The sequence below is a fragment of the Streptomyces gottesmaniae genome (assembly GCF_031845845.1).
GTDB lineage: Bacteria > Actinomycetota > Actinomycetes > Streptomycetales > Streptomycetaceae > Streptomyces > Streptomyces akebiae.
Map to the genome: position 1 here is coordinate 363,065 of NZ_JAVRFJ010000002.1, position 24,181 is coordinate 387,245.

Here is a 24,181-nt window from a genome sequence, read left to right on the forward strand (position 1 = left end):
CTCGACGCGGACGCCGTGCCTGCCGGTCTCGGCACGCACGGCGTCGGCATCGACACCGACGCGGCCCCGCCCGGGGGCCACGCCCGGGCCGCCTCGCGCGGTCCCGACCGGCTCACCGAAGCGGAGGCCGGTGCCGAAGCCGACCCGGCGGGGCCGGGCGCGGAGGTCGAGGAGGAGCTGAAGCCCTGGCAGTCCGACCTGAGCCGGGCTCCCATCGCCACGAAGATCGTGGTGGCGGGCGGCTTCGGCGTCGGCAAGACCACCTTCGTCGGCGCGGTCTCCGAGATCACCCCGCTGCGGACCGAGGCGCTGATGACCGAGGCCAGCGCCGGCACGGACGACCTCTCCGCGACACCGGACAAGCTCACCACCACCGTGGCCATGGACTACGGCCGCATCACCCTCGACGACGACCTCGTCCTCTACCTGTTCGGCACGCCCGGGCAGGAGCGGTTCTGGTTCATGTGGGACGACATGGTGCGCGGCGCGATCGGCGCGGTCGTCCTCGCCGACACCCGCCGACTAGGCGACTGCTTCCCCGCGCTCGACTACTTCGAGAGCTGTGGACTGCCGTACATCGTCGCGGTCAACGCGTTCGACGGCAGTGTGCGCTACGAGCCCGAGGACGTACGGGACGCGCTGACCGTGCCCGACCACGTACCTGTCATGATCATGGACGCGCGCAAGCGGGCCTCCGCGATGGAGACCCTGCTGGCGCTGTGCGCCCACGCGATATCCCTCAGCCCCGAATAGTCCCCGAGCGGGACGACGCGGGACGCCACGGACCAACCAGGAGACCTGTCCGGATGCGGAAGATTCTCGTCGTCGGAGCCGGCCAGTCCGGGCTGCAACTGGCCCTCGGGCTCCAGTCGCACGGGTACGAGGTCACACTGATGTCCAATCGCACCCCGGACGAGATACGCGCCGGCCGCATCATGTCCACCCAGTGCATGTTCGACTCGGCCCTGCGCCACGAGCGCGAGCTCGACCTGAACTTCTGGGAGTCCCAGGCGCCGAGGATCGAGGGCGTCGGAGTCTCCGTCGCCGGCCCGGCCGGGGAACGCGCCGTCGACTGGGTCGGCCGGCTGCGCGGGTACGCACAGGCCGTCGACCAGCGGGTGAAGATGGCCGGCTGGATGGAGACGTTCTCCCGGCGGGGCGGCCAACTGGTCATCCACGGCGCCGCGGTCTCCGACCTGGACTACTTCTCCCGCGTGTACGACCTCGTGCTCGTCACGGCGGGCAAGGGCGAACTGGTGCGGATGTTCCGCCGCGACGCCGCCCGCTCGCCCTACACCGAACCGCAGCGCGCGCTCGCCGCGGTGTACGTGCACGGCCTCGGCCCGCGCCCCGAACACCCGGAGTTCGACGCGGCCCGCTGCAACCTGGTGCCCGGCGTCGGCGAACTCATCGTCCAGCCCGTCCTCACCACCTCCGGGCGCGCCGACGCCCTCTTCTGGCTGGGCCTGCCCGACGGGCCGCTCGACGTCTTCGGGGGTGTCCGGGACGCGGAGGGGCAGCTCGCGCTGACCCTGGACCTCATGAAGCGGTACACACCCTGGGAGTACGCGCGGGCCGCGGACGTCGAGGTGACGGATCCCGGGGCGGCGTTGACCGGCCGCTACACACCGGTCGTGCGGCACCCCGTCGGGCAGCTCCCGAGCGGCGGACTGGTGCTGGGGGCCGGGGACGTCGTCGTGGCCAACGACCCGCTCACCGGGCAGGGGGCGAACTCGGCGACCAAGTGCGCTGCCGTGTACCTCTCGGCGATCCTCGACCACGGGGACGGGGAGTTCGACGAGGTGTGGATGCGGCGGACGTTCGAGCGGTTCTGGCAGATCGCGGGACCGGTCACCAAGTGGACCAACACGATGCTGGCTCCGCCGGCCGAGCACGTCCTGGAGCTGGTCGGGGCGGCCGAGGGGCTGCCGGTCGTGGCGGATCGATTCGCCAATGGTTTCGACGACCCGGCCGATTTCGAGGGGTACTTCTACGAGGCGGAGAAGACCCGGGCGTATCTTGCGGAGGTCGCGGGAGCTTAGGGGCGGGCGCCGTGGGGGTGCGCGCCCGCATGCCGGTGCTCGCCGGCTGCCGGACGTGGGCCCGGTGGGGCTTCTCGCGCCGTTCCCCGCGCCCCTGCAAGCCCGGGGTGCTCAGCGGCTTCGGCCGGGCGTGGCCTCGTCGGTGTCCTCCGACTTCCTGAGGTCGGCCAGCTGCGCCGGGGTGAGGGAGGCGAGGAGCTCCTCGATCTCGTCCAGGCGGTCGGACGCGGTGTCGTGTTCCCTCCTGTGCTGGGCGGCGAGGGTGAGCTGGCGGTCCAGGGCCACGCGGGCCCTGCGGGCGAGGGCGTCGGTGTCCTGTTCGCTGCCGACCAGGCGCTCGACCGTCTCGGCCCGCTCCTGGGCCACCTGTCCGATCACATGCCCCTGCTCCAGCGCCCGGTGCGGGTCACGGCTCATCAGCAGCCGTACGTAGGGGGAGAGCGCGGTGCTGCTGTTCTGGTACTGCTGCCGGGCAAGTCGGCCGGCCGCGCCCCGGCTGTCGTGCAGGGAGAGGCGGGCCGCCGCGAGCCGGTGGTCGAGCCTCGCCACCTCGGCCCGCTGCTTCCTGAGCTCCTGGCCGGTCCTGCCGTACGCCTCGGCGGCCTTCTCGGCCTCGCGGTGCAGCCGTCGCAGATCGGTGAGGAGGTCGACTACCGAGCGGTCCTCGGGGGAGGGGGACTCGGCGGCGGTGTCGGCGGCAGTGTCGGTGTCGGCGGCGGGCGGTGCCGGGGCGGCCAGGGCGGGTGCGGGGGCCGTGGTGAGCAGGGCGCCGGCCGTGAGGGCCGCGACCGTCGCCGTACCGACCAGACGCAGAAACCTTTCTGACACGTCATCACCTCCGGTGCTGAGGTGGGCCGTCCACCTCGCACCGGCAGGATCGGGGGAGGGGGAGGCGGCCGCGCGCCGGGTGGACCGTTCGGTGCGGGGGTGTCACTCGTCGGTGGGGCGCGGCCGGGCGGGCGGCGTGGCGGATTGCCCGTCCGCGCTGTGCGGCGTGCCGCCGCCCGCCGGGGCGTCCGGCTTGGACCAGGGCCACTTCAGGTGGCGCCGGGGATCCGCGTCCGGGGCGTACTCGTACCTCCACAGCTGGTGCAGCAGGCCGCCCCGTCCGGCGTCGACCCGGTGGTAGACGAGGACCGTCGGCGGGCCGCCGGCGGCGTCGGGCACCGGGACCCGGTACGTCTTCGGGGGGTGCCCGGTGATGCCGAGCGGCACGGGCAGGACGCGCCCGTCGAGGGGGCCGCCCACGAAGGGGGTGTCTTGGCTCTTCACCCGACCAGTGTCACAGCAGGTGGGCGGCGTCACCGACCACGGGCAGGATGCGCCGGGCCAGGGCCCCGGCGGCGCCGTCGGGGGTCTCCACGGTGAGGGCGTGCCGTACGACGGCGGCGGTCTGCGGGTCGCGGCCGGCGGTGGCGGTGAGACAGGCGACGAACTGCTCGACGAGCCAGTCCCGCAGCTCGCCGACGTCCGGCTGCTTTCCCTCGTCGAGCCAGATGAGGGAGGCGGCCTCCACCGAGGTGATCCACATCCGGACGGTCATCCGCAGCCGGAGGCCCGGCTCGGCCACCTCCAGGTGCCGCAGGATGTGGTCGGCGGCGGCCCGCCGGACCCCGTCCACGATGGCCGTCGCCCGGGAGGTCTCCACGACGCTGCCGCCCTGGAGGAGGGCGCTGAAGCCGGTGTCGTGCGTGTCCACGAAGTCCAGGTACCGGTCGAGGGCATGGGCCAGACGGCTGGTGAGGGGGCCCTCGGCGGGCTCGTCGAAGCAGTGCTCCAGCTCTTCCGCGGCCGTGCGCAGGGCCGCCTCGTAGAGCTGCTGCTTGCCGCCGGGGAAGTAACGGTAGACGAGGGGCCGCGAGACGCCGGCCGCCTCCGCCACGTCGTCGAGGGAGACGTCCTCGGGCGCGTGGTGCGCGAAGAGCTCCAGGGCCGCGTCCAGCAACTGGCTGCGCCGCTCCTCGACACTGAGCCGACGGTACGCGCGGGTGGGGGCCTCGGACGTCATACCTCGCAGCGTACGGGCTGCGCCGCCGGGTCGGGGGTGTGGTGGGGGTGAGGGTGCGTTGGGGTGCGTTGTCGGGTGCGGGTCCGGTGGGGGGTGCTCGCGCAGTTCCCCGCGCCCCTGAAAAGCAGGGGCTGCGCCCCGTGCTTTTCAGGCCCGCAGGGTCTGGCTTTCAGGGGGGCGGGGAACTGCGCGAGAAGCCGCACCGCGCCGCACCCGCCGACGCACAGGCACCCCCATCTCCTGACGCGCCTACGGCAACAACCCCGACGACCTCCACATCCGTCGCCCCGGCCCCCGCAGCACCCCGATGTCGTCCAGGAAGTCCGTCAACCGCTTCGCCCCGGTCTGCATGATGTCGCGACGGTGCCCACTGGCCCGTACCTGGGCGACGGCCGCCCGCTGGTCGAGGCCGACGTTCGAGTAGACCTCGGGATTGACGAACGCGACGGAGAAGACGCGGGCGAACTCGCCGGACGTGACGCGGGTGAAGCTCCGGGACAGCCGGGGCGCCGTCACCATCTGACGCCGCAGCTCCTCCCGGGCGTACCGCACGTGCCGGGCCTCCTCGACGACATGGATCCTGGTGACGCCCCGGATCAGCGGTTGGACCCGCTCGTCGGGGAAGGTCAGCCGCTGCATCCAGTCGAGGATCTCCTCGCCGAGCAGGGTCGCGGTGAAGGATCCCGGCGTCGTCGAGATCGTCTTGAAGACGCGGCCCAGGTTCTGGTGCAGCCGGCTCACCGGGTAGTACGGGGTACCGCCCTTGCTGATCAGCCGGGCGAACATCTTCGAGTGCCGGCACTCGTCCTCGATCTCGGTGAGCGCGTAGCGCACGTGCGCGCTGGTCGCGGCGCGGTCGTAGATGTGCCGGACGAGCAGCTGCATGAGGATGATCTCGAACCAGATGCCGAGGGAGGCCAGCGCCGCGGCCTCGTGCTGGGACAGCGCGATGCGCTGCTCCTCCGACATCTTCCGCCACATCGGCGTCCCGTACAGGGACACCAGCTCCGGCGGCCAGAACCACTTCCCCTCCTCGAAGGGGGCGTCCCAGTCCAGCTCCTCGTCCGGGTCGAAGGAGTGCTTCGCGGAGGAGACGAGCAGCCGCTCGGCCACCTGTTCCCGGTCCTTGAGGAGCCCGAGCGCGTCGCGCAGCACCTCCGCCTCCGACTCGGGGTTCGTCGAATCCAGCGAGGTCACCGTAGTCATGGCTGTCGCAGCTCCTCGTACGGGAGTTCAGGGAGTTACCAGCGGTCACCGCTTATGAGACTACTTGTCAGCAAGGCCGTCAATCCTTTGCGCAGGACTTGTGCAGTAGCGTGCTGGCGTGTCCATGCCTCCATCGCCTCAGCAGCCCTACGGTCAGCAGCCGCCGCCCCAGGGGCCGTACGGCCAGCAGCCGTACCCGTCGCAACCGCAGCCACAGCCGTACGGTCAGCACCCGCACGTGCCCCAGCAGTACCCGCCGCCACCGCAGCAGTACGGCGCGCCCCACCCCGGCGGCTGGCAGCCCGCGCCGCCGCCGAAGAGCCGGGTCGGGCTCGTCCTCGGGATCGTCGGCGGGGTCGTCGGGCTCGTCGTGCTCGGGGCCGTGGGCCTGTGGGTCGTCGGGACGCAGAGCACCAGCGGATTCCCGGAGGCCGAGTACAAGCTGGCCCTGCCCGAGACCGTCCTCGACGGTGAGTACAAGCTGGCCCAGGACCTCTCCGACACCACGGGGCGGCAGGTGGAGGACGAGGCGGAGGGCGCCTGGGACGCCCGTGACGTCACGGCCGCCGTCGCGCAGTACGCACCCCGGGCGGACGGGGCCGAGGGCGCCCTGATCGTCTCGGGCATGTACGGCCGGTTCAAGAACACCGACGCCGCCCGCGACAACATGCTGAAGGGCGCGGCCGGGGTCAGCAGCATCACGGTGGTCGTGCCGCCCGAGGACTACACCCCGGGCGACTCCGACCTCACCATCAGCTGTCAGGTCGTCACCCAGGACCAGGCGGGCAGCGAGATCACGTACCCGATGTGCGCCTGGGCCGACGGCAACACCGGCGCGTCCGTCGCCGAGCTGAGCGTGGAGAGCGTCGGCCGGGACGCCTCGGAGGTGGACGTGGAGGCCTTCGCGGAGCGCACCCTTGAGGTCCGCTCCGAACTCCGGCAGCCGATCAGCTGAGGGCCGCGTCCGGCGCGACGGGCCTCGGCGCCGGCTCCGCGATGAGCTCCGCCGGTCCGGTCGGTCCGGTCGGTCCGGTCGGTCCCGCCGGGAACGGTGTGCGCAGCGTGAAGGCGTACGGGGTCGGGCCGTGGGCGCGCAGGTGGAGGATCCGTTCCTCCGCCTCGGCCACGGTGGGCCGGTGACCGACCGGGACCCACCACAGGGCGGTCGCCGCCTCGCTCAGGCGCGCGAACCACTCCCGCCTGCGGGACAGCAACTCCCGGTGCCGACCCTGGTACATGAAGGCGGTCAGGGCGTCGGTGTCCCGCCACACCGACATGTTGATGATCAGCCATTCGTCGCCGAGGACGGGGATGTCCGTCGCGTTGCCGGAGTCGCTCTGCAGGCGCCAGACGAAGCCGGGGGAACGGTCCGCGACCGCGTTCACCGGGTCGAGGGCGTCGACGAAGTCCTTCAACAGGGGAGAGTCCAAGGGGGCTTTGAGGCGGGCGATGTTGACCTGGGCGAGTTCGTGCGTGGCGGTCGTCATGGGCGCACGATAGGTCGGGCCGGGGACGGGACCCCATCGCTTATCTCAGATGGTGGGCATGGTCGGGCCCGGTCGGACCTGGTCGTCACGGTGCGCGCCGGTCGAGCTGCCGGCTCGGTTGCCCGTACCCGCCGACGGGGCGTCGCCCTCAGCCGGAGGCCCTCAGCACCGCCCGCATCACCTCCCTCGCGATCGGCGCCGCGTCCCCGCCCCCGCTGATGTCGCCCCGTACCGCCTCCGCGTCCTCCACCACCACCGCCACGGCCACCTCCGGTTCGATCGCGTCGTCGGACTGGGCCCAGCCGATGAACCAGGCGAAGGGCGTGCCGGAGTTGCCGATGCCGTGCTGGGCGGTGCCGGTCTTGCCGCCGACGGTGGCGTGGCGGAGGGCGGCGTTGGCGCCGGTGCCGTCCTCGACGACGCCGCGCATGAGATCGCGCAGTCGCCGCGCGGTGGTGGGCTCCATGGCCTGGCGCAGGGTGTGCGTCCCCGAGCCGGCGACCGTGCGGCCGCTCGCCGTGGTGGTGCGTTCGACCAGGTACGGCGACCGCACCGAGCCCCCGTTGGCGACGGCCGCCGTGACGAGCGCCATCTGCAGGGGCGTGGCCCGGGTGTCGTACTGGCCGATGGAGGAGAGGGCGAGCTGGGCCCGGTCCATCTCGGTGTCGAAGCTGCTGGGGGCGACCGAGAAGGGGATCCGCAGGCCGGAGTCGTTGAAGCCGAAGGCGCGGGCGGTGTCCGTCATGGCGTCGAGTCCGATGTCCACGCCCAGCTTCGCGAAGACCGTGTTGCAGGACCACTCGAAGGCATAGCGCAGCGAGGCGTTCTCGCAGCCCTCGACCTCGTTGGCGAGGGAGGTCCTGGTGCCCGGCAGGGTGTACGGGTCGGGGGAGCGGGTCGGGGCGTCGAGGTCGGTGACCACCCCGGCGTCCAGCGCGGCGGCCGCCGTCACCACCTTGAAGGTCGAGCCCGGCGGATAGGTCTGCCGCACCGCCCGGTTGAGCATCGGCCTGCTCGCGTCCCCGTTCAGCCGCGCCCACGCCTCGGCCGCCTCCCGGCCGTTGCCGGAGAGCACGGAGGGGTCGTACGACGGCCGGGAGACCAGTGCCAGCACGCGTCCGGTGGCCGGTTCGAGCGCGGCGACCGCGCCCCGGCGCGCGCCGAGTCCCAGGTACGCCGCCCGCTGGGCCGCCTCCTGGATCGTGGTGACGACCGCGCCGCCGGCGTTCTGGTCACGGGTGATGTCGTTCCACAGCGGGAGGAAGGACAGCAGCGGGTCGCTGCCGTCGAGGACGGAGTCCTCCGCGTGCTCCAGGAACGTCGTCCCGTACACCTGCGAGGCGAAGCCCGTGACCGGCGCGTACAACGGGCCGTCGCGGTAGGTCCGTTCGTAGCGGAGCTGCTCCCCGGTGTCCTTCGAGCCGGTGACCGGGCGCCCCCCGACCACGATGTCCCCGCGCGGCTGGCCCCAACGGGCGATCTCCGGGCGGCGGTTGGCGGGATTGTCGTCGTAGGCCCGGGACTGGAGCACCTGGACTCGGGTGGCGTTGACGAGAAGGGCCAGCAGCAGCAGGGCGCACAGGGCGGCGGCCCGGCGGATGTACTTGGTCATGCGCCCCGGCCCTCCCGGACCTCGTTCCGGCCTTCGTGCTCCGTGCCCCGGCGCGCGCCCGTCGGCGGCGGCCCGGGGGCGTACTGCCTCCGGGAGGAGTCGCTGAGCCGCATCAGCAGCGCCACGATGACCCAGTTGGTGACGACGGAGGAGCCGCCCTGGGCGAGGAAGGGCATCGCCATGCCGGTGAGCGGGATGAGGCCGGTGACACCGCCGGCGATGACGAAGACCTGGAGGGCGATGATCGAGGCGAGGCCGGTGGCGAGGAGACGGCCGAAGGGATCGCGCAGGGCGAGGCCGGCCCGGTAGCCGCGCTCCACCAGCAGGGCGTAGAGCAGGAAGATCGCGGACAGTCCGGCGAGGCCCAGCTCCTCGCCCGCGGTGGCCAGGATGAAGTCGGACTTGGCGGCGAAGCCGATCAGGATCGAGTGGCCGAGTCCGAGCCCGGTGCCGAGCAGCCCGCCGGCGGCGAACGCGAAGAGCGACTGGGCGAGTTGGTTGGCGCCCTGCCCCGCCTCGATCGACGCGAACGGATGCAGCCAGTCCTCGACGCGGCTGTGGACGTGCGGTTCGAGCCAGCCGACGGCGCCCGCGCCCACGCACGCCAGCAGCAGTCCCACCGCGATCCAGCCGGTGCGGCCCGTGGCGACGTACAGCATGATCACGAACAGTCCGAAGAACAGCAGGGAGGTGCCCAGGTCCCGCTCCAGGACCAGGACGCCGACGCTCAGCAGCCAGATGGTGACGATCGGGCCGAGGACCCGCCCGGTGGGCAGTTGGAGGCGTCTGAACCGCCAGATCTGACGTCCGGCGTACGCCAGCGCGTTGCGGTTCGCCGCGAGGTAGCTGGCGAAGAACAGCGCGAGCAGCACCTTCGCGAACTCGCCCGGCTGGATGGAGAACCCGGCGACCCGCACCCAGATCCGGGCCCCGTTGACCGGAGGGAAGAGGATCGGCAGCGCCAGCAGGGCGAGCGCGGCCACCACCGAGACGTACGCGTACCGCTGGAGCACCCGGTGGTCGCGCAGCAGCGCCACCACCGTGATGAACAGCGCCACCCCGAGCGTCGACCAGTTCAGCTGCGCGGGCGCCGCCTGGTCGGCCGGGGTCTCCAGGTCGAGCCGGTGGATCAGCACCAGACCCAGGCCGTTGAGGAGCACCGCGATCGGCAGCAGCAGCGGATCGGCGTACGGCGCCCGCAGCCGGACCACCAGATGGGCCAGCAGCGCGAGCACGCCGAGCCCGGCGCCGTAGTCGGCGGCGCCGGGCGGGACGGTGCCGTTCTTGGCCAGACCGACAGCGCAGTAGCCGTACACGGAGAGCAGGACGGCCACGACGGTGAGGGTGAACTCGACGCCTCGGCGCCGGAGCAGGCGTACGGCGGGCGGCGGGGACGGATCCGAGGGGTCCGCCGCCAGGGTCGTTCCGGCCTTGGTGGTCATGCCCGGAACTTACCCAAATGGAATGCCTTGTGTGTCTTGTCGCTCAGGCGTCGCACCAGAGTGGCGTCTTGAAGGGGGCGATGTAGCGGGCCGAGCCCCAGGCCCAGGATCCGTCGACGAGCAAGTACCACTGCCGGTTGCCGTCGACGCTCTGGCCCTCGGCCCGGCAGTAGATCTTGACGATCTCTCCGTACCGCGCGACCCGGATGACCGAACCTCCACGGGTCGGCGCGCTGCGCAGCACGAGGCCGGTGCGGGCGACGACCTCGCCGTCGACGATCTGCTTGCTCTTCCGGGGGTCCTCCTGTTCGACACCGGCGGCGGGAGTCGTGGCCGCGAACGCCAGCAGGGCGCCACCGGCAGCGGCTATTCCGAACCGCATGAGCAGAATCCGCAGGGACATCTGATGCTCCTCCAGGAAAAAAGGGGGCGAGGCTGACTATTCGCCACATTAGGAGGAGGGGAGAGAGGGCGCCTTTCTCAATGGGCCATCAGAGCAGCGCCCCTGCAAGGGGGCGCGGGGCGGCGTCCGCTGTGTGCGACCGCGCCGCGTGGGCGCGGTCAGCCCTCACCGGCCGGCAGGCGCAGCACGGCCAGAGCGCCCCCCTGCGGAGCGTTGTCGAACTCCAGCCGCGCCCCCAGCACCTCCGCCTGCCCCACGGCGATGGTCAGCCCCAGCCCGTGCCCCTTGCCGGCCCCTTCCGTACGGAACCTCTGCGGCCCCTCGGTCACCAGGTAGTCCGGGAACCCGTTCCCGTGATCCCGCACGCTCACCACCGCCCCCTCCACGGTCAACACCACCGGGGACGCCCCGTGTTTGTGGGCGTTGGCCACCAGGTTCCCCACCACCCGCTCCAGCCGCCGCCGATCCGTCTCCACCCACGCGTCCCGCACGACCCGCACCTCGGTGTCGCCGCTCGCGTGCGCGGCCACCCGCTCCGCCAGCTGCCCGAGCCGGATCGCGTCCAGCTCCAGCCGCTCGCTCCCCGCGTCCAGCCGGGAGATCTCCAGCAGATCCTCGGTCAGCGTCCGCAGCGCGGCGACCCGGTCCCGCACCATCTCCGTCGGCCGCCCCGCCGGCAGCAGCTCGGCCGCCGCGTGCAGCCCGGTCAACGGCGTCCGCAGCTCGTGCGCGACGTCCGCCGTGAACCGCTGCTCGCCGATCAGCTTCCGCTGCAGCGTGGACGCCATGGTGTCGAGCGCGGCGGCCACCGCGGCCACCTCGTCGCGGTAGCGCGCCGGGTCCGTCGTGCGGGGGTCGCCGACCCGCGCGTCCAGGTCGCCCGCGCTGATCCGCCGGGCCACCTGGGAGGTCGTGCGCAGCCGCCGGGTCACCCCGCTGACCCCCAGCGCGCCGAAGATCAGGGTCACCCCGATCGCCAGCGCCGAAGAGCCCAGGATGGCCCGGTCGAGGTTCTCGATGGTGGACGCGCTCTGGGCGTAGTCGATCTGTACGGCGAGGGCGCGGCCGTCGGCGGGGGCGGCGGCCCACATCGAGGGGACCCCGGAGACGACCCCGACCATCGTGCCGCGCCGCCCGCTCACCGCCAGCTCGCGGAGATCCCCCGGCAGGCCCCGCGGGTCGATCCCGGAATCGGGCGGGAGCCGGGTCCCGGCCTCGTACGCCCGTGCGGCCTCGTCGAGCCGGACCAGGGTCCGGGAGCGGGCGTCGCTCACGGTCCGGTTGGTGACGGAGACATGCACCAGGGCGCCGAGCAGCGCGGCCAGCCCACAGCACATGACCGTGATGAAGGCCAGCGCCTTCCAGGTGAGCGAGGAGGTCCACCGGGGCAGGCCGAACCGTTTCCGCCCGGACCTCTCGGCGCTCACCCCGGCCTCACCGACGACGAGGCGGAGGGTGCGACGGACGAAGGGGAGGCGGAGGGTGCGACGGACGAGGGGGAGGCGGAGGGTGCGACGGACGAAGGGGAGGCGGAGGGTGCGACGGACGAGGGAGAGGCGGAGGGTGCGACGGACGAGGGGGAGGCGGAGGGTGCGACGGACGAGGGGGAGGCGGAGGGGGAGGCCGCGGGAGACCGGGACGGCTTCGCCGACGCGCCCACGCGCAGGATCTCGTCCCGGGTGAGCAGCATCGCCAGCTGGTCCTCGTCCCAGGTCCACTGCGTGCGGTACTCGTAGCCGACGATGCCGGCGGGGGAGCGGATGATCACGGTACGGCCCGCCAGCTCGACCGCGAGCACGGCGTCGTCGTTGGCCAGCACCTGCACCAGCCGGTCCGCCTGGAACGTGTACATCCGCACCGCCGTCTGGTTGCCGGGCAGCAACCGGAAGCCGAGCACCATGTCGTCGCGCCCGTCGCCGGTGAGGTCCCGGTAGTAGGCCTTGAGGACGGGGCACGCGGCGCGGGCGGCGCCCGTACCGGCGGTCACGTCCCTGCTGTCTGCGCCCTCCCTGCCGTCTGCGCCCTCCCTGCTGCCTGTGCCGTCCGTGCCGTCCGTGTCGTTCGATCGACCCTTGCCGCAGTCGGCCATGCGCGCGGCCGTTTCCCCGTAGAGGGCCTCGGACCCGGAGTACACGTCGGGATGCGCGGCGATCTCCGCGCGGACGACGGCCAGCGGGTCCACCTCGTGGATGTCCTCACCGGGAGCCTTGATACCCCTGACCACCTCCGTCTCGGCCTCTCCGTAGTCGTAGGCGGGAGAGGAGGCGGGCGGCTCCCCGGGCCACAGCCGGGTCGGGCCGCTCGCGGTGGGTGTCGCGCCCGCGCTCACCAGGCCCCCGGAGTCGCCGCAACCGCCCAGCAGCAGGACGGAGGCCACGGCGACGAAGACGCCGACGGCAGCGCGCGCGGGGCGGCTCGGGGACACGGGACCGGGACTCCTGGGGGGTACGGGTACGGGGAGGGCGGCTCGGGGGCTGCCTGCGCGGGAGGCCGCTGTGATCCCGTACACCCTAATTCGTGCGGAAGTGCTTTTTCGTGACGGCTCGGTCGCGCACCCCCCGCTACTCGGCGGGCTCCTCCAGTTCCTCCAGCAGCCGGACCGTCGCCAGCCCCGTGTGCAGGTACTCCACGAACAGCTCGTTGTGCAGCGCCCACGGTGAACGGCGGGTGCGGATCAGCCGGATCGCCTCCTCGGCGGAGTGCCCGTCGCGGATCAGCGCGTGCGCCACGACCAGACCGGAGCGGTTGTACCCGCTGTAGCAGCGCACGAGGACCCGCCGGCCGTCCTCCAGCGCGTCGCACGCCGCCTGTGCCAGCCGCATCACACCCGCCAGCTGCGTACCGTCCAGCGGTCCGTCCGGGATCGGCCACACATGGTGCTCGACACCGTCGTCCGGGCCGTGCCCCGGCAGCCGCAGCAGGGTCAGCACCAGATCGAACTCGTCGCGCACCACCGCGAATTCGACGCTCCCGGTACCGGCCGGGCCCGCGAACTCGTGCCCGCCCATCCACAGCCCTGGCACGATCTCGCTCCACGGTTCCCTCGGAGCCGGGACATCGGGTTGCTTGCGCGTGCGCAACGTCGCCTCCCCCAGGCCTCAGGGCCCCTCCTGACGGACCCCGGCCCCTGACGACGGGTCGTCACCTCAAAGGTAGCCGGGTTCTTGCCGATGGAGCACCCCGCCTGTTCCCATGGTCGTGGGGTGATGGTGCATGAACCGACTGCGCGTCATACCGACCTGGCGTCACGGACAACAGCGCCTGTACGTGTGCCGGACCGACGGGAGGAACGTCGCCTGGTACGACCGTGAGGCGGGCCGGGTGAACCTCCTCAGCGAGGAGCTGAGAGAGGACGTGCTGGCCGTCCTCGGCCCCTTCGTCATCGGCCCGGTCACCGTGGGGCCGCCGCCCGTGCCGACCCCCGCCGAACTGGCCCGGCTGAGCCTCCCGCCGGACGACGACCTCGCCCCCAACCGGCCCGGCGAGGCCCTGCTGATCTCCCTCGACCGCGCCCCCGGCCCGCCGCGCCGGCTGCGCCCCGATCCGCGCCGCCGAGCCCTGGCCGCCGAGCGGACGGTCGGCGACGCGCTGGACCGGCTGGAGGGCGCGGGCTGGCACACCCTGCACTCCGTGCCGCTGCCCGGCGGTGACCGCATCCACCACCTGGTCGTGGGCCCCGGAGGCCTGTTCTGCGTCCGCTCCGTCCACGCCCGTCGGCAGCGCGTCGTCGTCACCGACCCCATGGTCGCCGTGGGCCGGCACGAACCCCGCGCGCTGCTGCGCGGACTGCGCGCCGACGCCGACCGCGCCTCCTACGCCCTGACCGCCGAGGTCCGTCCGGTCCTCGCCCTCGCCGAACCCTCCGCCGTCGTGGTCACCACACCCCTGCGGGAGGTACGCGTCCTGCGCGACACGGACCTGTCGGAACTCGCCCGCGCCGGTGGGGTGCTGAAGCCGGCGGACGTGGAGGGCCTGCACGCGACGGCGCGCGACCGGCGGACGTGGACACGGGTGTAGACCGCCGCGCGGGCGTGGGCGTGCCTCGCGGTGGGCGCCGGTGCGGTCGTGCGTGTCGGTGCGGGTGAGCCCGGGCGGACCGGCGGCGGGCCGTGTCACGGCAGGGGGCGTGCAGCCTCCGGGTCCAGGAGCGGTGCCAGCAGGTCGCCGTAGTCCTGCAGCCGGGGGGCGATGTCCTGAGCGCGGAAGAGCAGCCGCTCGGGGGCGGCGCCCTCCTCGACCTCGGTCCAGGTCACCGGCGCGGAGACGGTCGGCTCGGGGCGGGCCCGCAGGGTGTACGGCGCGGCCGTGGTCTTGCGGGCGGCGTTCTGGCTCCAGTCGACGAAGACCTTGCCGGGGCGCAGACTGCGGGTCATCCGGTGGACCACCCGGCGGGGCATCGCCCGCTCCGCCTCGACGGCGAGTTCCTTGGCGTACTCCGACACCCGCTCCGAGGACGCCCCGCGCACCGCCGCCAGCAGATGCAGCCCCTTCGACCCGGACGTCTTCGCGTACGCCTCGATCCCGTCCGCCGCGAGCCGCTCCCGCAGCCAGCAGGCGACCTCGCAGCACTCGACGACCGTCGCGGGCGACCCGGGGTCCAGGTCGAACACCAGCCGGTCGGCCTCGTCGGAGGTGCGGACGGTCCACTGCGGCGTGTGGTACTCCACGACCAGGTTCGAGGCCCACATCAGGCTCGCCAGGTCCTGGACCAGCACCATCCGGGCCGGCCCCTCCATCCGCCGTACCTCGGCGGTCGTGACCCACTCCGGCGTGCCCGGCGGCACGTTCTTGGTGAAGAAGACCTGGCCGCCCGGCCCGTCCGGGTAGCGGAGGAAGGAGACCGGGCGGTCGCGCAGGTGCGGCAGCAGGGCGTCCGCCGTCGTGGCGTAGTAGTGCAGCAGCTCGCCCTTGGTGAAGCCCGTCGCCGGGTGGAGGACCTTCTCCAGGTTGGAGAGGGCGACCCTGTGGCCCTCCACCTCGGTGATCGGCGTCATGGGAGCCAGAATCCCATGATTCGGTGCGAAAGGGAGTAAATGCCCTAGGGGGCAGGGGCAGGGGCAGGGGGCCGGGGGCGGGGGTGCCGGGGTGCCGGGCGCCCGGGAGTCCCGACACGCCCCGGCGCTCCCGAAGCGCCCCGACGCCCCAGCCCGCGTCCCGAGAACCAGCCCGCGCCCCGGCGCCCCCGCCCAGGCGCTCAGGCGCCGACGTACGCGGCCAGGTGTTCGCCGGTGAGGGTGGAGCGGGCCGCGACCAGATCGGCAGGGGTGCCCTCGAAGACGATCCGGCCGCCGTCGTGTCCGGCGCCGGGGCCGAGGTCGATGATCCAGTCGGCGTGCGCCATGACCGCCTGGTGGTGCTCGATGACGATCACCGACTTGCCCGCGTCGACCAGCCGGTCGAGCAGCCCGAGCAACTGCTCCACGTCGGCGAGGTGGAGGCCCGTCGTCGGCTCGTCGAGCACGTAGACCCCGCCCTTGTCACCCATGTGGGTGGCCAGCTTCAGCCGCTGCCGCTCACCGCCGGAGAGCGTGGTGAGCGGCTGCCCGAGGGTGAGGTAGCCGAGCCCGACGTCCGCCATCCGCTCGACGATCCGGTGGGCGGCCGGGGTGCGCGCCTCACCCTCCCCGAAGAACGCCTCGGCCTCGGTCACCGACATCGCGAGCACCTCGCTGATGTCCCGGCCGCCGAAGCGGTACTCCAGCACCGACGCCTCGAACCGCTTCCCCTCGCACTCCTCGCACGTCGTGGCGACGCTCTGCATGATCGCCAGGTCGGTGTAGATGACACCGGCGCCGTTGCAGGTGGGGCAGGCCCCCTCGGAGTTGGCGCTGAACAGCGCCGGCTTGACCCCGTTGGCCTTGGCGAAGGCCTTGCGGATCGGGTCGGCCAGCCCGGTGTACGTGGCCGGGTTGCTGCGCCGGGAGCCGCGGATCGGGGTCTGGTCGACCGACACCACGCCCTCCTCGCTCGGGATCGAGCCGTGGACCAGCGAGCTCTTCCCGGAGCCGGCGACACCGGTGACGACGGTGAGCACACCGAGCGGGATGTCGACGTCCACGTCTCGCAGGTTGTTCGCCGTCGCGCCCCGGATCGCCAGCGTGCCCGTGGGCTTGCGCACCGTCTCCTTCAGCGCGGCCCGGTCGCCGAGGTGACGTCCGGTGACCGTGTCGCTCGCCCGCAGCCCCTCCAGGGTGCCCTCGAAACAGACGGTGCCGCCCGCCGTACCGGCGCCGGGGCCGAGGTCCACGACGTGGTCGGCGATGGCGATGGTCTCCGGCTTGTGCTCCACCACCAGCACCGTGTTGCCCTTGTCGCGCAGCCGCAGGAGCAGGTTGTTCATCCGCTCGATGTCGTGCGGGTGCAGCCCGATGGTCGGCTCGTCGAAGACGTAGGTGACGTCGGTGAGCGACGATCCGAGATGGCGGATCATCTTCGTCCGCTGCGCCTCGCCGCCGGAGAGCGTGCCGGAGGCCCGGTCCAGCGAGAGGTACCCGAGGCCGATCTCCACGAACGAGTCGAGCGTGTAGTGCAGCTTGGCGAGCAGCGGCGCCACCGACGCGTCCTCGATCCCGCGCGCCCACTCGGCCAGGTCACGGATCTCCATCGCGCAGGCGTCCGCGATGTTGAGCTCGCCGATCCGTGAGGAGCGGGCCAGCTCGCTCAGCCGGGTGCCGCCGCAGTCGGGGCACTGGGCGAAGGTGACAGCCCGGTCCACGAAGGCCCGGATGTGCGGCTGCATCGACTCGCGGTCCTTGGCGAGGAAGGTCTTCTGCAGCTTCGGGATCAACCCCTCGTAGGTGAGGTTGACCCCGTTGATCTTCACCTTGGTCGGCTCGCGGTACAGGAAGTCGTGCCGTTCCTTCTTGGTGTACTTCCGGATCGGCTTCTCCTTGTCGAAGAAGCCCGACTCGGCGATGACCCGCACGACCCACCCGTCCCCCGTGTAGGTGGGGATGGTGAACGGATCCTCGGACAGCGACTTGGTGTCGTCGAACAGCTGTGTGAGGTCGATGTCGGAGACCGTGCCCCGGCCCTCGCAGTGCGTGCACATCCCACCGGTGCGGCTGAACGTCACCTTCTCCGTCTTGGTCTTGTCGGCGCCCCGGTCGACCGTGAGGCCGCCGCTCGCCGAGACCGAGGCGACGTTGAAGGAGAACGCGCCGGGCGGACCGATGTGCGGTCTGCCGAGCCGGCTGAAGAGGATGCGCAGCATCGCGTTGGCGTCGGTGGCGGTGCCGACGGTGGAACGCGGATCGGACCCCATCCGCTGCTGGTCCACGGTGATCGCGGTGGTCAGCCCGTCCAGCACGTCCACCTCGGGACGGGCCAGGTTCGGCATGAAGCCCTGGAGGAAGGCGCTGTACGTCTCGTTGATCAGCCGCTGCGACTCGGCGGCGATCGTGTCGAACACCAGCGAGCTCTTCCCCGAGCCGGAGACCCCCGTGAACACCGTGAGCCGGCGCTTCGGGATCTCGATGCTGACGTCCTTGAGATTGTTCTCGCGCGCCCCGTGCACACGGATCAGATCATGGCTGTCGGCGGCGTGCGGCCCGGGAGCCTGCGCCTCGGTCCGCGCCCTCGTGGCCTTGGTCATCGTTCCTCCATCTGTCGGGCGGGGCCGCGTCCCACGCTCCCCGCCGGCGTCGCCGGTCCGACGACGCCCGTCCGCTTCCGATCCGCTGGGAACAGGTCCGCTGGAACAGTCCGCTGCGTACGGTACGTGCGTGGGTGCGCCCGCCGTGCGTGTTCCGCGGGTCCGCTGCGGGCTGCCGCGCATCCGCTCCGGGTGTGCCGCGCGTCCGCTGTTCGTCGTCCGCGTCCGCCGTGCGCCTTCGTACGACGACGGTCCTCTTCGCGTCGCACGATCACGGCGGCCCCCGGATCTCAGACCTCCTGGACGCGGATGAGGTTGCCCGCCGGATCACGGACGGCGAAGTCGCGGACGCCGTACGGCTGCTTCGTCGGCTCCTGGACGACCTCGGCGCCGCCCGCCTCCAGCCGCGCGAAGGCGCCGTCGAGGTCGGTGGTGGCGAGGAGGACACGGGCGTACGTCCCCTTCGCCATCATCTCGACGATCATGCGGCGCTCGCCCTCGTCGACGGACGGGTCGACCGCCGGGGGCTCCAGGACGATGGACGTGCCGGGCTGACCGACCGGTCCGACCGTGATCCAGCGCATGCCGTCGTACCCGCCGTCGTCGCGCACCTCGAAGCCGAGGACGTCGCGGTAGAAGGCGAGGGAGGCGTCCGGATCGTCGTGCGGGAGGAAGCTCGCGTTGATGGTGAGGTTCATGGCCTTCACGCTAGGCGCGCCCCACCCGGCGGCGCTTCTCGAATCCTGACCGGTCCGGAGGCGGGGCCCGTGGCGGGTCCCGCCAGGCCGGTGGCGAGCCGGGCCGGGTCGCTCCGGGGGTGTGCCCGGCGGCCGACGAGCAAGGGCGGCGGGTCGGCGTTACGGTGTGGACAAACCGGAAGCAGGGACCCGAAAGGTGCGTGCTGCCCGTGCGATCCATCTGGAACGGCGCCATCTCCTTCGGCCTGGTCAGCATCCCGATCAAGCTGGTGAACGCGACCGAGAGCCACTCCGTCTCCTTCCGCCAGGTCCACCTGGAGGACGGCGGCCGCATCCGTTACCGCAAGGTCTGCGAGCTGGAGGACCGTGAGGTGACGCAGGGGGAGATCGGCAAGGCGTACGAGGACGCGGACGGCACGATGATCCCGATCACCGACGAGGACCTCGCGTCGCTGCCCATCCCCACGGCCAAGACGATCGAGATCGAGGGCTTCGTACCGGCGGAACAGGTCGACCCGCTCCAGGTGGACGCCGCGTACTACCTCGCCGCGAACGGGGTCCCCGCCGCCAAGCCGTACACCCTCCTCCGCGAGGCGCTCAAGCGCAGCGGAAAGGTCGCCATCTGCAAGTACGCGCTCCGTGGGCGCGAGCGGTTGGGGATGCTCCGGGTGGTGGACGACGTCCTGGCCATGCACGGTCTGCTCTGGCCCGACGAGATCCGTACGACCGAGGGGGTCGCCCCCGACGCGAGTGTCACCGTCCGCGACAAGGAACTCGACCTCGCGGACGCCCTCATGGACACGCTCGGAGAGGTCGACCTGGAGTCCCTCCACGACGACTACCGCGAGGCGGTCGAGGAACTGATCGCGGCGAAGGCCTCCGGCGAGGAGCCGCCGAGCGCCCCGGTCCCGGCCGCGGAGGGCAAGGTTCTCGACCTCATGGCCGCACTGGAGAAGAGCGTGCGTGAGGCCAAGGAGTCCCGGGGCGAGGAGGCCGGCGCCGACGTCACCCGTCTCGCGTCCCGGCCCACCCCCAAAGAGGCCTCCGGAAAGAAGTCCACCGCGTCCACCGGGAAAACGGCCGCCGCCCCCAAGAAGTCGACCTCCAGGTCCGCACAGCCGACGAAGAAGGCGGCCACGAAGAAGCAGGCCCCCAGAAAGACGGCGACCTCGAAATCGACGACCTCGACCACGAAATCCACGGCGTCGACGAAGTCGTCGACGGCGAAGACCCCCGCGAAGAAGACCGCGGCGAAGAAGACCGCCGCCCGCAAGCGCTCGGCCTGACCGCCCGCCCGCGCCGTTCGCGGGGCGGACGGGAATGTGATCGACGACAGGGCGGCCTAGGCGGTGCGGCGCAGGGCCAGGACCGCGTTGTGGCCGCCGAAGCCGAAGGAGTTCGTGAGGGCGAGGTCGCCGTCGGCCGGGAGAGCGCGCGGGGCGGTGGTGACGAGGTCGAGGGTGATGGCGTGGTCCTGGTCGGCGCAGCCGATGGTCGGCGGGATGAGCCCGTGGTGCAGCGTGAGCGCGGTGGCGAGGGCCTCCACCGCCCCGGCCGCGCCCTGAAGGTGCCCGAGGTGCCCCTTGAGCGCCGTCACCGGCACCCGGCGCCCCGACAGCACCGCCGCCAGCGCGTTCGCCTCCGCGAGGTCGCCGTCGACCGTGGCGGTGGCGTGCGCGTTGACGTGGACCACGTCCGAGGGCCCCGCCGCCGCGTCCTCCAGCGCCCGCCGCAGCGCGAGCGCCACCCCCGAGCCCGACGGATCGGGCGCCGCCATGTGATGCGCGTCGGCGGACAGCCCCCACCCCGCGGCCTCGCAGTAGATCCGGGCCCCACGAGCCCGGGCATGGTCCTCCGCCTCCAGCAGCAGGAAGCCCGCTCCCTCGCCGTTCACGAACCCGTCCCGGTCCCTCGCGAACGGCCGGGACGGACTCGCCCCACCACCGTTCAGTCCATGCCGCGACAGCGCCCGCATCGCCGCGAAGGACGCCATGATCGCCGGGGTCACCACCGCCTCGGCCCCACCCGCGAGCGCCACGTCCACCCGCCCGTAGCGGATCCGGTCGACCGCCTGCCCGACCGCCTCGGTACCGGAGGCGCACGCACTGGTGACGGTCCGCGCCTCCCCGGTGATACCGAGGTCCAGCGAGATCTGCGACGCCGCCTGCGAGGGCACGCACATCGGGGTCGTGAGCGGGGAGACAGCGCGCGGCCCCCGCTCCCGCAACTGCCGGTCGCCGGCCACGAGCACCGACGCGTCACCGAGGATCGCCCCGGAGGACACCCCGACCCGCCCCGCGTCGAGCCCGCTGCGCGCCGTACCGCCGGGATCGAAGCCGCCGTCCCGCCACGCCTCCCGCGCCGCCAGCACGGCGAACCGCGCGGCCCGGTTCATGCGCCGGGCCCGGGGCCGGGGGAGCAGCTCGGCGGGGTCGACCGGCACCGTCCCCGCGACCCGCACGGGTAACTCGGCGAACTCCTCCCCGTCCAGCTCCCTTATCCCGCATCGCCCTTCCAGCAGGCCCTGCCACAGCTCACCCACGCCCACCCCGAGTGGAGTGACGGCCCCCAGCCCCGTGACGACCACCCGACGCCCCACCGCGTACGACATACGCCCTCCCCGACCTGCCCAGCCCCGCCCGGTCCTCCTGTTCCAGAGATGGTTCCCGTTTCAACTGCTTCCTGCACCCCACACGGGTGCCCCCCGAAGGGTGTCCCCACGGTCGGGCCCGTACGTCGGCCGGCCCCCTGCCCGGCCGCAGGGCGCGCCGAGTTCCGCTCGGATCACCGTGCCCCTGAGGTCACCGTGCCCTCGGTGTGCCCTCGGGTGTGCCGTCCGCTCGCGGCGCGCGTCCGCTCGCCGCGCCGTCCCCTCAGAGCACCTTCGCCCGCACCAGCGCCGAGAGGACGAGCATGCCGGGGAGGAGAGGGAGCCAGACGGTGAGCACGCGGTAGCCGATGACCGTGGTGGTGGCGAGGGTCGCCGGCGCGCCGAAGGCGACCAGGGTGAAGACGAGCGCCGCGTCCATCGGGCCGAGGCCACCCGGCGCGGGCACGGCACCGGCGGCCGTACTGGCGACGAGGTAGGCGAAGAGCATCTGCGGCCAGGACAGCGGCAGCCCGAGCGAGGAGCCGACCGAGGCGACCACGGCCCCCTGGCACAGCGGGAAGGCGGCGGCCCCGCCCCACAGGGAGAGCGCGCGGACGGGTCGGCTGTGCACGATCCGGGTGTCGGTGAGGGCGGAACGCAGCCCTCCGATCAGCGGCCGCCGCAACGGCCGTACGGTCGTGAGCAGCGTGACCACGGCGGCGAGGCTGACGCCGGTGATCGCACCGACCAGGGCGAGCGTCTCGCCCTTCGGGAGCAGTTCGGTCAGGCGGAGCGTGCCCGGGAAGGCGATGACGAAGGCGACGATCACCAGCGTCTTGGCCACGGGTTTGACCGCCGAGTACAGGGCGAGCGAGGACGTGGCCCGGGCGAGCGGGATGCCCCGGCGCCGCAGGAAGCGCAGGACGACGGCGTGGGCGCCGATGTTGCCCGGCAGCGCGTGACCCGCCGCCCCGGCCGCGAACTGCGTGGCCAGCAACTGGCCCGGCGGCAGCCGTTCCGGCACCGCCCCCTGACGTACGCACGCGGAGGCCACCGAGCACAGGGCGGTGAAGAGCACCCCGGCCAGCAGCCACCGCGGATCGGCCGAGGCCAGCCGTACCGCCCCGCCGTGCACGGTGCGCCAGTCGACCGCCGCCCAGACGCCGAGCAGCAGCAACGGCAACAGTGTGAGAGCGAGCCGCAAGCGTCGGCCGTTGGCGGCCGTCCGGGCGGGCAGCAGCGCCCGGACCCGGCCGGGCAGCAGCGCGACGAGCCGGGGCGGGTGGGGGGCGGCGTGCTGGGCGGAGGTGGGGTCGCAGGGGGTGAGGGGGTCGCCCGGGGCGGGGGCGGGAGCGGGGCATGCCGGGGTGGGGCCGGCGAGCGCTGTCGGCCCCGGGTCAGGGGTGAGGACGCAGGGCGGAGCGGTCGTGGGCGCCGTCGGGTTCGCGGGGGTTGCGGCAACCGTGGGGTCGGCGGCCGTGAAGTCGGCAGCCGTGGGGTCGGCGGCCGTGGGTGTGGCTTGGCTCGGGGCCCGGGTGAGGTCCACGGGACGGGCCGGGCTGGGTATCAGGGTGAGCGGTTCGGGATCCGGGGACGGGGTGGGCCGCGAGGGGGGCGGCGCGTCGAGCGGGAGCGGGAACAAAGGGCACGTCGTCCTTCCGCGTCGCGTCGGTACGGCGGGGGACCGCACCGACGGAGGCAGGGCAAGTCAAGAACGAAGGGAACCCCAGGACCGTTCCCACCCCAAATGACTCCCCGGTATGCACCGCCCGAACTCCTGCCACCGCCAGAACGACGACACGGCCTCCGAACAGCGACTCCGCCGTCGGCACCCGTCCGAACGTCCCCACCCCGTATGAGACACAAGTCACTCCCAGGACCTCCACAACGGGGACCCCACACACCCCTGCGGCCCCCCGTCCCACCCCACCCGCGCCGTTGTGATATGCGTCACGCAAGGTCTAGGGTTGTAGCGCCTGGCAGGCGGCCCGTGGGCGCGTCCGGTGGCGGTACGCGGCGGGCCGTGCGCAGGTGAGGGAAGTGATCCCGTTGTCCGTCTCCTGGGACGACATCGGCGGTCTCGTCGATGCCCATGAGCGCTTCCTCGCGGGCGCGCACGTCGACTCCGACGTTCGCGACCCGGTGCTGGACTCGTGGAAGCGCTGCCGTTCCGCCGGCCTCGAACCCCACCGGCTGCTCGTCCCCTTCGTGCCCGACCTCGCGATGGAGGACCCCTTCCTGCGCGCCGCCGGCCCGGTGCTCACACGGCTCACCGCCTCCCTCGCGGACGTCAGCATGACCGTCGTGCTCTGCGACGGACAGGCCCGCATGATCCAGCGGCACGGCGGCGACCGACAGCTCCTCAACCGTCTCGACGAGGTGAACTTCGCCCCGGGCTTCTGCGCCTCCGAGGCCGCCGCCGGCACCAACGGCGTGGGCACCGCCCTCGCCGAGCGGCAACCCGTCCTCGTCCTCGGCCGGGAACACTTCGCCGACTGCCTCTCCCCGTTCGCCTGCGCGGGCGCCCCCGTCCGCAACCCGCTCAGCGGCCGCGTCGAGGCCGTCCTCGACCTCACCTGCCTGCGCGACGACAGCGACCCCGCCATGCTGCGGCTCGTCCGAGAGGCGGCCCACGACATCGAGGCCGCACTCCTGGAACAGGCCACGCAACGCGAGCAGGCGCTCCTGGCCGCCTACCGCCGGGCCGCCCGTGCCGCCGCGGGTCCAGGTCCAGGTGTGAGTCCGGGCCCAGGCGCGGGGGCGGGCGCGGCAGCCGCAGGCACGGACACCTGGCCCCGCCAGCCCGAGCGACCGCCCTGGGCGCGGGACGACGGCGGCCGGTACGCCGAGCCCCTCGGCCGCGTCGACATGGCCGTCCTCCGGGAGAAGGCCGAGGAACTCATCGCCTCACCCCACCGCACCCTCGACGAGGTCACCCTCTCCGGCAACCGCGTCGCCACCCTCCTGCGCCGCCCGATCATGAGCGAGTCGGGCGAGACCGGCGTGGTCGTCGAGGCCCGCGTCCTGGGCGGCCCCCACCTCCGCCACACGCAACTGCTGCCCCCGCCGGCCGAAGCCCCGCAGGGTCAGCCCCCACCC

The 24,181-nt window shown here is 72.9% G+C and carries 22 protein-coding genes; 6 read left to right on the top strand and 16 right to left on the bottom strand.

Translation table 11 applies throughout. The annotated features are described in order from the left end of the window. Positions 1–177 precede the first annotated feature (177 nt). Together RM704_RS04100 and RM704_RS04105 are read left to right on the top strand one after the other, a co-directional pair. Positions 178–753: a GTP-binding protein gene (locus tag RM704_RS04100; protein WP_259408262.1), complete on the top strand. Its 576-nt coding sequence runs from the start codon at positions 178–180 to the stop codon at positions 751–753. A gap of 53 nt (positions 754–806) precedes the next feature. Continuing rightward, positions 807–2,042, top strand: a complete 1,236-nt coding sequence (locus tag RM704_RS04105; protein WP_033526571.1) for a styrene monooxygenase/indole monooxygenase family protein — start codon at positions 807–809, stop codon at positions 2,040–2,042. Between the two features lie 111 nt (positions 2,043–2,153). Here the strand turns inward: RM704_RS04105 and RM704_RS04110 are convergent, their stop codons facing one another. The 4 genes from RM704_RS04110 to RM704_RS04125 form a co-directional block, all read right to left on the bottom strand. Beyond that, positions 2,154–2,870, bottom strand: a complete 717-nt coding sequence (locus RM704_RS04110; protein ID WP_033526570.1) for a hypothetical protein — start codon at positions 2,868–2,870, stop codon at positions 2,154–2,156. Between the two features lie 102 nt (positions 2,871–2,972). Further along, positions 2,973–3,314 (bottom strand): DUF8847 domain-containing protein, encoded by a 342-nt coding sequence (locus RM704_RS04115; protein WP_033526569.1) that lies wholly within the window; start codon positions 3,312–3,314, stop codon positions 2,973–2,975. 10 nt (positions 3,315–3,324) lie between these two features. Continuing rightward, on the bottom strand, positions 3,325–4,050 hold the full coding sequence (locus RM704_RS04120) for a TetR/AcrR family transcriptional regulator (RefSeq protein WP_033526568.1): 726 nt from the start codon (positions 4,048–4,050) through the stop codon (positions 3,325–3,327). Between the two features lie 249 nt (positions 4,051–4,299). Further along, a complete protein-coding gene (locus RM704_RS04125; RefSeq protein ID WP_033526567.1) occupies positions 4,300–5,256 on the bottom strand; it encodes an AurF N-oxygenase family protein in 957 nt (318 codons plus the stop codon). Between the two features lie 124 nt (positions 5,257–5,380). Here RM704_RS04125 and RM704_RS04130 point away from each other — a divergent pair, with 124 nt between their 5' ends. Then, positions 5,381–6,211 carry a hypothetical protein gene (locus tag RM704_RS04130; protein WP_311589524.1) on the top strand — a complete coding sequence of 277 codons (831 nt, stop codon included), beginning with the start codon at positions 5,381–5,383 and terminating at the stop codon, positions 6,209–6,211. Here the strand turns inward: RM704_RS04130 and RM704_RS04135 are convergent. The 7 genes from RM704_RS04135 to RM704_RS04165 form a co-directional block, all read right to left on the bottom strand. Continuing rightward, positions 6,204–6,743: a DUF3291 domain-containing protein gene (locus tag RM704_RS04135; RefSeq protein WP_033526565.1), complete on the bottom strand. Its 540-nt coding sequence runs from the start codon at positions 6,741–6,743 to the stop codon at positions 6,204–6,206. The genes RM704_RS04130 and RM704_RS04135 overlap by 8 nt on opposite strands. 148 nt (positions 6,744–6,891) lie before the next feature. Continuing rightward, on the bottom strand, positions 6,892–8,355 hold the full coding sequence (locus tag RM704_RS04140) for a penicillin-binding transpeptidase domain-containing protein (protein WP_033526564.1): 1,464 nt from the start codon (positions 8,353–8,355) through the stop codon (positions 6,892–6,894). Then, complete coding sequence (locus tag RM704_RS04145) at positions 8,352–9,797, bottom strand: FtsW/RodA/SpoVE family cell cycle protein (RefSeq protein ID WP_052145958.1); 1,446 nt, start codon at positions 9,795–9,797, stop codon at positions 8,352–8,354. Before RM704_RS04145 ends, RM704_RS04140 begins: the two co-directional genes overlap by 4 nt. Before the next feature lie 43 nt (positions 9,798–9,840). After that, the gene (locus RM704_RS04150; protein ID WP_033526563.1) at positions 9,841–10,200 is read right to left on the bottom strand and encodes an SH3 domain-containing protein; all 360 of its coding nucleotides are present in this window, start codon (positions 10,198–10,200) and stop codon (positions 9,841–9,843) included. 158 nt (positions 10,201–10,358) lie between these two features. Continuing rightward, positions 10,359–11,627 carry an ATP-binding protein gene (locus RM704_RS04155; RefSeq protein WP_033526562.1) on the bottom strand — a complete coding sequence of 423 codons (1,269 nt, stop codon included), beginning with the start codon at positions 11,625–11,627 and terminating at the stop codon, positions 10,359–10,361. Then, positions 11,624–12,625 (bottom strand): hypothetical protein, encoded by a 1,002-nt coding sequence (locus tag RM704_RS04160; RefSeq protein ID WP_311589489.1) that lies wholly within the window; start codon positions 12,623–12,625, stop codon positions 11,624–11,626. The genes RM704_RS04155 and RM704_RS04160 overlap by 4 nt, the downstream gene beginning before the upstream one ends. 136 nt (positions 12,626–12,761) lie before the next feature. After that, positions 12,762–13,280 (bottom strand): protein-tyrosine phosphatase family protein, encoded by a 519-nt coding sequence (locus RM704_RS04165; RefSeq protein ID WP_033526561.1) that lies wholly within the window; start codon positions 13,278–13,280, stop codon positions 12,762–12,764. Between the two features lie 133 nt (positions 13,281–13,413). On the opposite strand from RM704_RS04165, the gene RM704_RS04170 reads away from it, so the two are divergent. Then, a complete protein-coding gene (locus RM704_RS04170; RefSeq protein WP_033526560.1) occupies positions 13,414–14,217 on the top strand; it encodes a nuclease-related domain-containing protein in 804 nt (267 codons plus the stop codon). 95 nt (positions 14,218–14,312) lie between these two features. On the opposite strand, the gene ligD is transcribed toward RM704_RS04170, so the two are convergent. From ligD to RM704_RS04185, 3 genes are all read right to left on the bottom strand, one after another. Further along, a complete protein-coding gene (gene ligD / locus RM704_RS04175; protein WP_033526559.1) occupies positions 14,313–15,194 on the bottom strand; it encodes a non-homologous end-joining DNA ligase in 882 nt (293 codons plus the stop codon). 200 nt (positions 15,195–15,394) lie between these two features. Beyond that, entirely contained in the window at positions 15,395–17,794 is a 2,400-nt protein-coding gene (locus RM704_RS04180) for an ATP-binding cassette domain-containing protein (protein WP_033526558.1), read from the bottom strand. Between the two features lie 290 nt (positions 17,795–18,084). Continuing rightward, entirely contained in the window at positions 18,085–18,492 is a 408-nt protein-coding gene (locus RM704_RS04185; protein ID WP_033526595.1) for a VOC family protein, read from the bottom strand. Between the two features lie 209 nt (positions 18,493–18,701). Between RM704_RS04185 and ku the strand changes: the two genes are divergently transcribed. After that, positions 18,702–19,778, top strand: a complete 1,077-nt coding sequence (gene ku / locus RM704_RS04190; protein ID WP_498076427.1) for a non-homologous end joining protein Ku — start codon at positions 18,702–18,704, stop codon at positions 19,776–19,778. Between the two features lie 56 nt (positions 19,779–19,834). On the opposite strand, the gene RM704_RS04195 is transcribed toward ku, so the two are convergent. Beyond that, positions 19,835–21,103 (bottom strand): beta-ketoacyl-[acyl-carrier-protein] synthase family protein, encoded by a 1,269-nt coding sequence (locus RM704_RS04195; protein WP_033526556.1) that lies wholly within the window; start codon positions 21,101–21,103, stop codon positions 19,835–19,837. Positions 21,104–21,365: 262 nt separating this feature from the next. Continuing rightward, a complete protein-coding gene (locus tag RM704_RS04200; RefSeq protein ID WP_033526555.1) occupies positions 21,366–22,724 on the bottom strand; it encodes a lysylphosphatidylglycerol synthase transmembrane domain-containing protein in 1,359 nt (452 codons plus the stop codon). 398 nt (positions 22,725–23,122) lie between these two features. On the opposite strand from RM704_RS04200, the gene RM704_RS04205 reads away from it, so the two are divergent. Further along, the coding region (locus RM704_RS04205; RefSeq protein WP_311589494.1) for a GAF domain-containing protein at positions 23,123–24,181 on the top strand (1,059 nt) is incomplete at its 3' end.

Bases quoted from the DNA above. Each gene is read 5' to 3' on its own strand.
- RM704_RS04105 (WP_033526571.1), top strand. From the start codon at position 807: ATGCGGAAGATTCTCGTCGTCGGAGCCGGCCAGTCCGGGCTGCAACTG.
- RM704_RS04120 (WP_033526568.1), bottom strand. From the start codon at position 4,050: ATGACGTCCGAGGCCCCCACCCGCGCGTACCGTCGGCTCAGTGTCGAG.
- RM704_RS04125 (WP_033526567.1), bottom strand. From the start codon at position 5,256: ATGACTACGGTGACCTCGCTGGATTCGACGAACCCCGAGTCGGAGGCG.
- RM704_RS04130 (WP_311589524.1), top strand. From the start codon at position 5,381: ATGCCTCCATCGCCTCAGCAGCCCTACGGTCAGCAGCCGCCGCCCCAG.
- RM704_RS04135 (WP_033526565.1), bottom strand. From the start codon at position 6,743: ATGACGACCGCCACGCACGAACTCGCCCAGGTCAACATCGCCCGCCTC.
- RM704_RS04140 (WP_033526564.1), bottom strand. From the start codon at position 8,355: ATGACCAAGTACATCCGCCGGGCCGCCGCCCTGTGCGCCCTGCTGCTG.
- RM704_RS04145 (WP_052145958.1), bottom strand. From the start codon at position 9,797: ATGACCACCAAGGCCGGAACGACCCTGGCGGCGGACCCCTCGGATCCG.
- RM704_RS04150 (WP_033526563.1), bottom strand. From the start codon at position 10,200: ATGTCCCTGCGGATTCTGCTCATGCGGTTCGGAATAGCCGCTGCCGGT.
- RM704_RS04170 (WP_033526560.1), top strand. From the start codon at position 13,414: ATGAACCGACTGCGCGTCATACCGACCTGGCGTCACGGACAACAGCGC.
- ligD (WP_033526559.1), bottom strand. From the start codon at position 15,194: ATGACGCCGATCACCGAGGTGGAGGGCCACAGGGTCGCCCTCTCCAAC.
- RM704_RS04180 (WP_033526558.1), bottom strand. From the start codon at position 17,794: ATGACCAAGGCCACGAGGGCGCGGACCGAGGCGCAGGCTCCCGGGCCG.
- RM704_RS04185 (WP_033526595.1), bottom strand. From the start codon at position 18,492: ATGAACCTCACCATCAACGCGAGCTTCCTCCCGCACGACGATCCGGAC.
- RM704_RS04195 (WP_033526556.1), bottom strand. From the start codon at position 21,103: ATGTCGTACGCGGTGGGGCGTCGGGTGGTCGTCACGGGGCTGGGGGCC.